Origin of the sequence: Enterobacter sp. 61D5 (assembly GCF_034107965.1) — a bacterium.
Taxonomy (GTDB): Bacteria; Pseudomonadota; Gammaproteobacteria; order Enterobacterales; family Enterobacteriaceae; genus Enterobacter; species Enterobacter cloacae_M.
On record NZ_JAWNFK010000024.1, the window covers coordinates 129,498 to 141,200 of the forward strand.

11 protein-coding genes and 1 riboswitch are annotated in these 11,703 nt (G+C 53.8%); of the genes, 8 read left to right on the forward strand and 3 right to left on the reverse strand.

Going from position 1 to position 11,703, the window contains the following annotated elements:
- Positions 1 to 148: 148 nt before the first annotated feature.
- The gene (leuO, locus tag UTM25_RS20165) at positions 149 to 1,093 is read right to left on the reverse strand and encodes a transcriptional regulator LeuO (RefSeq protein ID WP_029741223.1); all 945 of its coding nucleotides are present in this window, start codon (positions 1,091 to 1,093) and stop codon (positions 149 to 151) included.
- 606 nt (positions 1,094 to 1,699) lie between these two features.
- On the opposite strand from leuO, the gene leuL reads away from it, so the two are divergent.
- The 7 genes from leuL to UTM25_RS20195 all read left to right on the forward strand — a co-directional run bounded on the left by leuL (position 1,700) and on the right by UTM25_RS20195 (position 8,300).
- A complete protein-coding gene (gene leuL, locus UTM25_RS22660) occupies positions 1,700 to 1,786 on the forward strand; it encodes a leu operon leader peptide (protein ID WP_071993742.1) in 87 nt (28 codons plus the stop codon).
- A 91-nt stretch (positions 1,787 to 1,877) separates the two neighbouring features.
- A complete protein-coding gene (leuA, locus tag UTM25_RS20170; protein ID WP_029741222.1) occupies positions 1,878 to 3,449 on the forward strand; it encodes a 2-isopropylmalate synthase in 1,572 nt (523 codons plus the stop codon).
- Positions 3,449 to 4,540 carry a 3-isopropylmalate dehydrogenase gene (leuB, locus tag UTM25_RS20175; protein WP_023310385.1) on the forward strand — a complete coding sequence of 364 codons (1,092 nt, stop codon included), beginning with the start codon at positions 3,449 to 3,451 and terminating at the stop codon, positions 4,538 to 4,540. The genes leuA and leuB overlap by 1 nt, the downstream gene beginning before the upstream one ends.
- A 2-nt stretch (positions 4,541 to 4,542) precedes the next feature.
- The gene (gene leuC, locus UTM25_RS20180) at positions 4,543 to 5,943 is read left to right on the forward strand and encodes a 3-isopropylmalate dehydratase large subunit (protein ID WP_194400758.1); all 1,401 of its coding nucleotides are present in this window, start codon (positions 4,543 to 4,545) and stop codon (positions 5,941 to 5,943) included.
- Between the two features lie 10 nt (positions 5,944 to 5,953).
- The gene (gene leuD / locus UTM25_RS20185; RefSeq protein WP_194400760.1) at positions 5,954 to 6,559 is read left to right on the forward strand and encodes a 3-isopropylmalate dehydratase small subunit; all 606 of its coding nucleotides are present in this window, start codon (positions 5,954 to 5,956) and stop codon (positions 6,557 to 6,559) included.
- Positions 6,560 to 6,721: 162 nt separating this feature from the next.
- A complete protein-coding gene (locus tag UTM25_RS20190) occupies positions 6,722 to 7,612 on the forward strand; it encodes a cation diffusion facilitator family transporter (RefSeq protein WP_194400763.1) in 891 nt (296 codons plus the stop codon).
- 106 nt (positions 7,613 to 7,718) lie between these two features.
- The gene (locus UTM25_RS20195) at positions 7,719 to 8,300 is read left to right on the forward strand and encodes a cytochrome b/b6 domain-containing protein (RefSeq protein ID WP_194400764.1); all 582 of its coding nucleotides are present in this window, start codon (positions 7,719 to 7,721) and stop codon (positions 8,298 to 8,300) included.
- Between the two features lie 48 nt (positions 8,301 to 8,348).
- Here the strand turns inward: UTM25_RS20195 and UTM25_RS20200 are convergent, their stop codons facing one another.
- A complete protein-coding gene (locus UTM25_RS20200; protein WP_194400766.1) occupies positions 8,349 to 9,527 on the reverse strand; it encodes a sugar efflux transporter in 1,179 nt (392 codons plus the stop codon).
- Between the two features lie 119 nt (positions 9,528 to 9,646).
- Positions 9,647 to 9,799: a glucose uptake inhibitor SgrT gene (gene sgrT / locus UTM25_RS20205; RefSeq protein WP_023310379.1), complete on the reverse strand. Its 153-nt coding sequence runs from the start codon at positions 9,797 to 9,799 to the stop codon at positions 9,647 to 9,649.
- A gap of 88 nt (positions 9,800 to 9,887) precedes the next feature.
- On the opposite strand from sgrT, the gene sgrR reads away from it, so the two are divergent.
- Positions 9,888 to 11,543 carry an HTH-type transcriptional regulator SgrR gene (gene sgrR, locus UTM25_RS20210; RefSeq protein ID WP_194400768.1) on the forward strand — a complete coding sequence of 552 codons (1,656 nt, stop codon included), beginning with the start codon at positions 9,888 to 9,890 and terminating at the stop codon, positions 11,541 to 11,543.
- Between the two features lie 36 nt (positions 11,544 to 11,579).
- Positions 11,580 to 11,680, forward strand: a riboswitch (TPP riboswitch).
- The last annotated feature ends 23 nt before the right edge of the window (positions 11,681 to 11,703 follow it).

The following is an 11,703-nucleotide window of genomic DNA, read 5'->3' on the forward strand; positions in this document are numbered from 1 at the left end:
CATCGCTGAAAACCGCGACAATGCAGGAAATCATCTATTTTTGCGCGCCGGAGAGCAGCCCGAAAAAAAGATTCACAGAACAAAATAGCAAGTATCTATAAAAACTCAGGATAAATCACATAAACCGATGCGATTTATCCTGATGCGTTTACCGGCGGCAGATGCCAACCAGCAACTCTTCCATCCACTGATGCCCTTTATCCCGGCCCGCCGCTTCATGCCAGGAAAGATAACATGTACGGCTATTTAGCTTGAGCGGCAGAGGCAAAATTTGCAGATTTAAAGGGTCAGAAAACTCTTCTGCCAGCCAGCGCGGCGCAATTGCCACCAGCTGTGTCTGGGAAACCACGTTTAATACGCTGACCATGGCCATGCCCTGATAAGCCACGCTCGCCTGTTTATCCGCAGTGTCATACCACGGCAGGCTAAAGGAAGCATATCTGTCAAGCGCAACAACGGCGTGCTGCTCGTTATAAACATCGTTTTCTCGCAGCGGGGAATTCAGGCGCGGGTGTTTTTTACTGGCGACCAGAACCATTTCATCTTTAAACAGCGGCACGCAGGAAAATTCCGGACGACGGAACTCTTCATATCCCAGAACGAATTCGATCTCCTGATAGCGTAACTGATGCTCCGTGTTTTGATTCAGAGATGATTTAAAAACAAGATGGATATTTGGTGCGATCTCTTCAACTTTATTATAGATAATTGACGTTAAATAATTATCTAATGGGCTGCAGACACAAAGATGAAATACGCGCTCGCTGCTTAAAGGTTCAAAGCCCGATCCCGGCAGCTCATTTTGGACCAGTTGCAACGCCTGGCGGATGGAGCCGAACAGCTGGAATGCGCGTGCCGTAGGCTGGATCCCCCTCCCGTAGCGAACAAATAATTCGTCGTTAAACATGAGTTTAAGTCTGGCAACGGCATTACTCACCGCAGGTTGTGACATCCCCAACGCTTGAGCCGCGCGGGTGATATTCTGTTCCTGCATGACCGCATCAAACACCGTCAGAAGATTCAGATCCACCGTGCGTAACTGCGGTTTAATCCCATCAGTAGCTTGAGACTGTTTAATATTATTTTCTGGCACTTCTGACTCCACTGTCACGCTACACTCCTTTGCCAACGCACTGTAATAATCTCGAAAAATATGATTTATCATGCAAATACGATCAGCGAAAGAGAATTATTTAAAATTCGGAATATATAAAGACTCTATATTAACGAAAATTAATGAGCAAAAAAGATATGTTTGACTTTAGGATCTGAATGAAACCATAAACCAAACAAATATACAATTGCCATCAGGTTAATGATGACTTAAGCATTATTAAACTGTTATTTCCATCTCCCTACAGTTAGTTAACAACCTGTTATCTCTGTTCGTTTTTTAGCACTCAGAAATAGATTCACTGCATTTATAACTTAATGATATCCAAACTCTTTAAGCACAAAGCATCTTCTTCAAGACATTTCACTCATTTTTAAACAATTATATTTATTTGTTTCTGCAACTCTTTTCTTAAGTCCAAAATTAGACAATTAGTCGGGTAGGTAAAGCTAAAACCAGCACAATTAGCTAAAGTGAATATTCTGTTGATTCCGTCTGTTGGGCCCGTTTTCATCCTCAGGGGTTGACATGAAGAGCTGTATCCAGTACCACTAAAAGCATATTGAATTTAACGGAGCACGATTCATGACACGCACCATTCGTTTCATCGGTCTACTACTACTAAACGCATCCACTGTGCGCGGTAGACTGGCGGGCGAAATTCAGCGTTGAATCGTCACCAGTAAGACTAAAAACCCGCGCCATTGCGCGGGTTTTTTTATGCTCGTAGCAAGGCGCCCTAAGACTGACAAGGACCTAACCCATGAGCCAGCAAGTCATTATTTTCGATACTACTTTACGTGACGGTGAACAGGCATTACAGGCAAGCCTGAGTGTAAAAGAGAAACTGCAGATCGCGCTGGCTCTCGAACGTATGGGTGTCGACGTGATGGAGGTCGGTTTCCCTGTCTCTTCCCCGGGTGATTTCGAATCCGTACAGACCATTGCGCGCACCATTAAAAACAGCCGCGTCTGTGCCCTGGCGCGCTGCGTAGAGAAAGACATCGATGTCGCCGCCGAGTCGCTGAAGGTCGCCGAAGCGTTCCGTATCCACACCTTTATTGCCACCTCGCCCATGCACATCGCAACCAAATTGCGCAGCACGCTGGATGAGGTGATTGAGCGCGCGGTTTACATGGTTAAGCGCGCACGCAACTATACCGATGACGTTGAATTCTCCTGTGAAGATGCGGGCCGTACGCCAATCGAAGACCTGGCGCGCGTTGTGGAAGCCGCCATCAACGCGGGCGCGAAAACCATCAACATCCCGGACACAGTCGGCTACACCATGCCGTTTGAGTTCTCCAACATCATCACCGGCCTGTATGACCGCGTGCCGAATATTGATAAAGCAATTATCTCCGTCCACACCCATGATGATTTGGGTCTGGCCGTGGGTAATGCGATCGCCGCCGTCCACGCTGGCGCACGTCAGGTAGAAGGCGCGATGAACGGTATAGGCGAACGCGCTGGCAACTGTTCGCTGGAAGAAGTGATCATGGCGATCAAAGTGCGCAAAGATATTATGGACGTGCACACCCGCATCAATCACAACGAAATCTGGCGCACCAGCCAGACCGTCAGCCAGATTTGCAACATGCCGATTCCGGCCAACAAAGCGATTGTCGGCACCGGTGCCTTTGCGCACTCCTCCGGTATTCACCAGGATGGCGTGCTGAAGAATCGTGAAAACTACGAAATCATGACCCCGGAATCCATCGGCCTGAATCAGGTACAGTTGAACCTGACCTCCCGTTCCGGTCGCGCCGCGGTTAAGCACCGTATGGAAGAAATGGGTTATAAGGACAGCGATTACAACATGGATCAGCTGTACGACGCGTTCCTGAAGCTGGCCGACAAAAAAGGTCAGGTGTTCGACTATGACCTGGAAGCGCTGGCCTTTATTAACAAGCAGCAGGAAGAGCCGGAGCACTTCCGTCTGGATTACTTCAACGTGCAGTCCGGCTCCAGCGACATCGCAACCGCCTCGGTCAAACTGGCCTGCGGGGATGAAATTAAAGCAGAGGCCGCTAACGGTAACGGCCCTGTCGATGCCATCTACCAGGCGATTAATCGCGTCACCGAGTACGACGTTGAGCTGGTGAAGTATGACCTGACGGCCAAGGGCCACGGCAAAGATGCACTGGGTCAGGTCGACATTGTTGTTACCCACAATGGCCGCCGCTTCCATGGCGTGGGCCTGGCGACCGATATCGTTGAATCCTCAGCGAAAGCGATGGTGCATGTTCTGAACAACATCTGGCGCGCCGCCGAAGTCGAAAAAGAGTTGCAACGCAAAGCTCAGAATAAAGAGAACAACAAGGAAACCGTGTAATGTCGAAGAATTACCATATTGCTGTGTTGCCGGGAGATGGTATTGGTCCGGAAGTGATGGCACAGGCGCTGAAAGTACTGGAAGCCGTTCGCGCGCGTTTTGCGATGAAAATCACCACCAGCCACTACGACGTGGGCGGTATTGCAATTGATAACCACGGTACGCCGCTGCCAAAAGCGACCGTGGAAGGCTGCGAAAATGCCGATGCCGTGCTGTTTGGTTCCGTCGGTGGCCCGAAATGGGAACACCTGCCGCCGGCAGAGCAGCCAGAGCGCGGCGCGCTGCTGCCGCTGCGTAAACATTTCAAGCTGTTCAGTAACCTGCGTCCGGCGAAGCTGTATCAGGGTCTGGAAGAGTTCTGCCCGCTGCGCGCGGATATCGCCGCCAACGGTTTCGACATTCTGTGCGTGCGTGAACTGACCGGCGGGATCTACTTCGGTCAGCCAAAAGGCCGCGAAGGCAGCGGACAACACGAGAAAGCGTTCGACACCGAGGTGTATCACCGTTTCGAAATCGAACGTATCGCCCACATCGCGTTCGAGTCGGCGCGCAAACGCCGCCATAAAGTGACCTCCATTGATAAAGCGAACGTGCTGCAGTCCTCCATTTTGTGGCGCGAGATCGTCAGTGAAGTCGCTAAGCAGTACCCGGACGTCGCGCTTTCGCACATGTACATCGACAATGCGACCATGCAGCTGATTAAAGATCCGTCCCAGTTTGACGTGCTGCTGTGCTCCAACCTGTTCGGCGATATTCTCTCTGACGAGTGCGCGATGATCACCGGCTCGATGGGCATGCTGCCCTCCGCAAGCCTGAATGAAGAAGGCTTTGGCCTGTACGAGCCTGCGGGCGGCTCCGCGCCGGATATCGCAGGCAAAAACATTGCCAACCCTATTGCGCAGATCCTCTCCCTGGCCCTGCTGCTGCGCTACAGCCTGGATGCAGGCGATGCGGCAACCGCAATTGAGAACGCCATTAACCGGGCGTTAGAAGAAGGCGTCCGTACCGGCGATTTAGCACGCGGCACGGCGGCAGTCAGTACCGATGAAATGGGCGACATCATTGCCCGCTATGTCGCTGAAGGGGTGTAATCATGGCTAAGACGTTATATGAAAAGTTGTTTGATGCGCACGTTGTTTACGAGGCGCCAAACGAAACCCCGCTGCTGTACATTGATCGTCATCTGGTACATGAAGTGACCTCACCTCAGGCATTTGACGGCCTTCGCGCGCACAAGCGCCCGGTACGTCAGCCGGGTAAAACCTTCGCGACGATGGATCACAACGTTTCCACCCAGACCAAAGACATTAATGCCTCGGGTGAGATGGCGCGTATCCAGATGCAGGAGCTGATTAAGAACTGCAACGAGTTTGGCGTTGAGCTTTACGACCTGAACCATCCTTATCAGGGCATCGTCCACGTGATGGGGCCTGAGCAAGGGATCACCCTGCCGGGCATGACCATCGTCTGCGGTGACTCCCATACCGCGACCCACGGCGCGTTTGGCGCTCTGGCGTTCGGGATTGGCACTTCCGAGGTGGAACATGTGCTGGCAACGCAGACCCTGAAACAGGGCCGCGCCAAAACCATGAAGATTGAAGTGAAAGGTAAAGCCGCACCGGGTATTACCGCAAAAGACATCGTGCTGGCCATCATCGGTAAAACCGGCAGCGCGGGCGGCACCGGTCATGTTGTTGAGTTCTGCGGGGAAGCCATCCAGGCGCTGAGCATGGAGGGGCGCATGACCCTGTGCAATATGGCCATTGAGATGGGCGCAAAAGCCGGTCTGGTCGCGCCGGACGAAACCACCTTCAACTACGTGAAGGGTCGTCTGCACGCGCCGAAAGATCAGGATTTTGACGACGCGGTAGCGTACTGGAAAACCCTGAAAACCGACGATGGGGCAACATTTGACACCGTCGTCACGCTGCAGGCAGAAGAGATTGCGCCTCAGGTGACCTGGGGCACCAACCCGGGCCAGGTAATTTCCGTTAACGACAATATCCCGGACCCGGCATCCTTTACCGATCCGGTCGAGCGCGCCAGTGCCGAAAAAGCGCTGGCCTATATGGGACTGAAGCCCGGCGTGCCGTTGACCGATGTCACCATTGATAAAGTCTTTATCGGTTCCTGCACCAACTCCCGTATTGAGGATTTGCGTGCCGCCGCCGAGATTGCCAAAGGCCGCAAAGTGGCACCAGGCGTGCAGGCGCTGGTGGTACCTGGCTCCGGTCCGGTGAAAGCCCAGGCGGAAGCCGAAGGTCTGGATAAGATCTTTATCGAAGCGGGCTTCGAGTGGCGCCTGCCCGGCTGCTCCATGTGTCTGGCCATGAACAACGATCGCCTGAATCCGGGTGAGCGCTGCGCCTCTACCAGCAACCGTAACTTTGAAGGCCGTCAGGGCCGCGGTGGGCGCACCCATCTGGTCAGCCCGGCAATGGCCGCCGCTGCGGCAGTCACCGGCCATTTCGCCGATATTCGCAGCCTGAAATAAGGAGACAATCATGGCAGAGAAATTTACCCAACATACGGGCCGTGTTGTCCCGCTGGACGCCGCTAACGTCGATACTGACGCTATTATTCCAAAACAGTTTCTGCAGAAAGTAACGCGTACCGGTTTCGGCGCACATCTGTTTAACGACTGGCGTTTCCTGGACGATAAGGGAGAAGTGCCTAATCCGGAATTCGTTCTGAACTTCCCGGAATATAAAGGCGCCTCCATTTTGCTGGCACGCGAAAACTTTGGCTGCGGCTCATCCCGTGAACACGCGCCGTGGGCGCTCACCGACTACGGTTTTAAAGTGGTCATTGCCCCTAGCTTCGCGGATATCTTCTACGGCAATAGCTTCAACAACCAGCTGCTGCCCGTCACGCTGAGCGATGAACAGGTCGATGAGTTGTTCGCGCTGGTTAAGGCGAATCCGGGCATTTCGTTTGAAGTGGATCTGGAAGCCGAAGTGGTGAAAGCCGGGGATAAGACCTACAGCTTCAGCATTGATGCCTTCCGCCGTCACTGCATGCTGAACGGTCTGGACAGCATTGGTTTAACTCTCCAGCACGACGCGGCGATTGGCGCTTACGAAAACAAACAACCTGCATTTATGAAATAATCCTCCGGCCTGCAGTCCATTCTGCAGGCCGCGTTTTATCCCGATATCCGCCTCCTTCTGTAAATACTTCCCAAACCCAGCCACTAATGACGTTATATTTAATGTCAATTTAATGTTTCCTGCGCAGAATAAACGCTCAATCAGCTGGCAGCGGAAATAATCATGGAAAAGAAAAAAGGCAATGAGTCTCATATCCGTTCTCGGGAAATTCATAAATGCACATTAGTAAGCGTGATAATAAATAGTTTACTCACCGCCTTTCAGATAGTTGCAGGTATATTTTCAGGCTCACAGGGTTTAATTGCTGATGGGATTCATTCTCTTTCCGATTTATCCTCCGACTTTGTCGTTCTGGTTGCGAATAAAAAGAGTCAGAAAGCTTCTGATATCGATCATCATTACGGTCATCTGCGTTTCGAAAACGGTGCAAAGCTCATTATTGGCGCTATTCTGCTGCTTGTGGGGGTCGGGATGCTCTGGTCCGCAGGGAATAAACTGCTTCACCCCGAGACGCATCAACTGGTGAAAGGGGCCGCGTTGTGGGTGGCGATTCTGGCGCTGCTGGTAAAGGAAAGCTTGTTCAGATACATGTTTGCCACGGGAAAACGTATTCAGTCTTCGCTGCTGATAGCCAATGCCTGGCATGCCCGTTCTGACGCAGCGTCGTCAGTGGTTGTCGCCATCGGCATTGCCGGGAATTTAGTGGGTTTTCACGCGATGGACCTCATTGCGGCCCTGATTGTCGGAGTATTCATCGCCCACATGGGTTACAAATTTGCTGCCGATGCCCTGCACGATCTGATGGACCGTTCGCTGGAGCCCGAGCTGGAGCACGACATCAAAACGTGTCTTCTCGCAACCGAGGGCGTCACCGGACTCCATGATTTAAAAACCCGCAAGATGGGTGATTTAGCCCTTGTCGATGTTCATCTGGAAGTAAACGGCGAATTAAGCGTAAAAGAAGGACATCAGATTGCTGTGAATGCCAGAAATAATGTGATGCAAAAATTCAATGTGCTGAACGTGATGACGCATATTGATCCTACCCGCTAACCGGAACGCATAAATACAGTGTGACGCAACCGACCGTTAAGGTTTCGTTAATTAATCTGCGTCACACTGCATCGCATCAGCTCTCTCATTATTGAGGTAAAAAGCGATGAAACCAACATTGCGCGATACGCTTCCCCATAAAGAAACGCCTTTTCTTCGCATACTACACATTCTCGTGGCCGTACTGGTCCTTGCTCAGATTATCAATTCTAATTTCACCGAAAGTGAGGACCTCCACGAATCCGGGCTGAACGGAATCGTCACCTGGATCCATGTTATCTCTGGATTTGGTTTAATTTTTTGTGGCATTGCCATGATGGCATGGATGTTAACCCAGCGCGGATTTAAGTATTACTTCGCCTGGCTGGCGCTGGATTTTCGCGGAATTGTTGACGATATTCGCACCCTCGCGCAGCGTCAACTTCCTGACGCGCATGCCGGCGGTATGGCGGCAACGGTGCAAGGTCTGGGCGTGCTGGCGCTGCTGGGCGTTGCACTCTGCGGCGCGGCCTGGTTCGTGCTGAACGCCACGCTCGGGCCGGTTTCGTCCGTCACGGAATCCGCCTTAGATTTGCATAAATTCATGACGGTCTTTATTGAGACATATTTCTGGGCACACGGCTTCATGGGCCTCGTTCATATGTACCTGACGCTACGCGCGCAGCGTAAATATCAGTATTCAGAATAAAACAGTTCACAGAGCCCGGCGTTCCCGGGCTCCGTTTCGTTCATCCGCTCACACGTCTTTTATACGGCAGGTCAGCAGGAGCGTCACGACGGATAGCGCCGCAATCATCCAGTAGACAGACGCATGCCCATAGCTTTGCGCCAGCGCCCCCTGAATCACGCCCGCCAGAATCACCCCGGTTGAAATGCTGTTGGTAAAAAGCGTGGTCGCCGAGCCGGCACGGCCGGGCATGAGATCCTGAAACCAGAGCATGCCGATCCCGGCAACAATCCCAATAAACACGGCGTTAAACAGCTGCAGCGCCAGCAACGCTTCCCGCGAATGGAAAAGGATCAGCCCCGCGTAGAACAGCACTCCGGCCGCCACGGCGACGATCATCATCCTGCGCTTTCCAAAGCGCTTAACGTAGTAACCCGCCAGAATCATTGCCGGGATTTCCAGCCCGGCGGCAGTGCCCATTAAGATCCCCGCAAGCTTGTCCGGAAGGCCCAGATCGCTGCTGATCCACAGCGGCATATCGATGATGTACATGGTGTTGCAGGTCCACATCAGCGTGGAGGCAATAAACAGCATGCGAACGTTTTTGTCCTGCCAGCCGCTCACTTCGGTGACAGGTTTATCCGTCGTCTGTTCGACGCGCGCCACGGACGGCAGCGCGAAGGCAATCAGTGCCAGGCTGATGACAAAAATCCCGGCGGCGATGGAAAACATAGTGGTAAAGCCGTAGTTCAACGCCAGCATGAAGGCCAGCGGCGGACCAATGACCCACGCCAGCGAAAGCTGGGCGCGCATCACCGAGCTGAACATCACCACTTCACGCGCCGAGTTATCCGCATATTCACGGGCCAGCGCGAACAGCTGCGGCATGGCGGTGTTCGCCAGCGACGCCAGCAGCACGCCGCAGGTAATGAGCGTCAGATAATGACGGTTGAAGGCAAAGAGCAGCGCGTTACCCACGGCCATGGCGCAGCAAAAGAGGATCAGCCTGCGGCGATCGCCCTGGCTGTCCGAGCGTTTCGCCAGCGCGAGGCTGACCAGGATCCCGGCAATAGCGTTAACGGTGTAAAACAGGCCGACCCAAAACGGCTGCGCCCCCACCTCGCGGCTGAGAAACAGGCTCAGCGTCGGCGCCTGCAGCGCCCCCGCCACGCCCATCATAAAGGCCACCAGCATAAAAGCGGCATACACGCCGTTCAGGCGTCGCCCCATTGTCATCAACCACAGCATGCGCAAGTCCTTGTGAAAGCGAATCGAAATTGGGTGAATAGTAAACGAAAAAAGCCAGCAAAAACATTTTGCTGGCGGGTGATAAGCACCAATACTCAGTCACACATGATCGAGGCGAGTTAGCGGGAAGAGGTCGGTGCTGTAACGTCCCACTGCATCAATTCTTCTAACGTTTTCAGCCGTTGCTCTGCACACCGGCGGGCCAGCCAGGACGCTCCTTTTGTCGCTGAAAAGTACTGCTGATAGAACTGACGTGCGGTAGACCTCTTCATAATTTACCTCCTCGCTTCATCGGGGAGAATTATTGGCCTAATATAGGGATAAATAAATTGCTGGTTTTTTGTCAGGAGTTCCCCTTTTATGCCTTCCGGTCGTCTGCAACAACAGTTTATCCGCCTCTGGCAGTGCTGCGAGGGGCAATCGCAGGAGACCACGCTCAACGAGCTGGCTGACCTGCTTAGCTGCTCCCGCCGCCATATGCGCACGCTGCTCAACACCATGCAGCAGCAGGGTTGGTTAAGCTGGGAGGCGGAGGCGGGACGCGGCAAACGCTCGCGGCTGACTTTCCTCTATACCGGGCTGGCGCTGCAGCAGCAGCGCGCGGAAGATCTGCTCGAGCAGGATCGCATCGACCAGCTCGTACAGCTGGTGGGCGACAAAGCCGCCGTGCGCCAGATGCTGGTTTCCCATCTCGGGCGCAGCTTTCGTCAGGGCCGACACATTCTGCGGGTGCTCTACTATCGCCCGATGAAAAATCTGTTGCCCGGCACGGCCTTACGCCGCTCTGAAACCCACATGGCCCGGCAAATCTTCAGCGGCCTGACGCGGATAAATGAGGAAAACGGGGAACTGGAAGCGGATATCGCGCACCACTGGCAGCAGCTTTCCCCGCGCCACTGGCGCTTCTTTTTACGCCCCGGCATCCACTTTCACCACGGCCGCGAGCTGGAAATGCACGACGTCATCGCCTCTCTGGAACGTGCCCGCAAGCTCCCGCTCTACTCGCATATCTCCCGCGTCCACTCGCCCACGGCCTGGACGCTGGATATTGAGCTGTCGCAGCAGGACAAGTGGCTTCCCTGGCTGCTGGGCTATGTGCCGTCGATGATTTTGCCCGGCGAGTGGGAATCAATGAACAATTTTGCCAGCCTGCCAATTGGCACCGGGCCTTACTCCGTCTCCCGCAATAACAGCAACCAGCTGAAAATCCGCGCGTTCGATGACTACTTTGGCTATCGGGCGCTCATCGACGAAGTGAACGTCTGGGTATTACCGGATCTCAATGAAGACCTGAGCTGCGGGCTAACGCTTGAAGGCCCCACCACGGGAGAAAAAGCCGTGGAGAGTCGCCTGGAAGAGGGATGTTACTATCTCCTCTTTGACCGCCGCACCCACCGTGGGGCAAACCAGGCCGTCCGCAAGTGGATCAGCCACGTTTTATCCCCTTCCAATCTGATTTACCATGCGGAAGAGCAGTACCAGACATACTGGTTCCCGGCGTACGGCCTGCTTCCGCGCTGGCATCACGCCCGCCCGGTTCACTGCGACAAGCCCGCAGGGCTGGAGTCCATCACCCTGACCTACTACCGCGAGCACGTGGAGCATCGTTTTATCGCCAGAATCATGACCCGACTGCTGGCAGCAGAGGGGGTCACGTTAGACGTCAGGGAAGTGGACTATGACGAATGGCATCAGGGGGAGATCGCCAGTGATATCTGGCTCAACAGCGCCAACTTTACCCTGCCGCTCGATTTCTCGCTCTTCTCGCATCTGTATGAAGTCCCGCTGATCCAGCACTGCATCGACCGTGACTGGCAGCAGGACGCCGCCCTGTGGCGCGCGGGCGAAATGAATCTTGCAGCGTGGTGCCAGCAGCTGCTGGCCGAGCAGGCGATCGTACCGTTGATCCACCACTGGCTGATGATCCAGGGCCAGCGCAGCATGCGCGGCCTGCGGATGAACACCCTGGGCTGGTTTGATTTTAAATCCGCCTGGTTTGCGCCGCCGGAGCCATAACGCTTTCGTAATATTCACCAAATCATTACAATAGCGCCGTTCTCAACGGGGTGCTGCATCACAGATGTGCGCTGAGATAATACCCGTCGAACCTGATCCGGATAACGCCGGCGAAGGGATTTGAGGCTGTCGCTCAAAATCCTTTGCCACTCAACTTTGA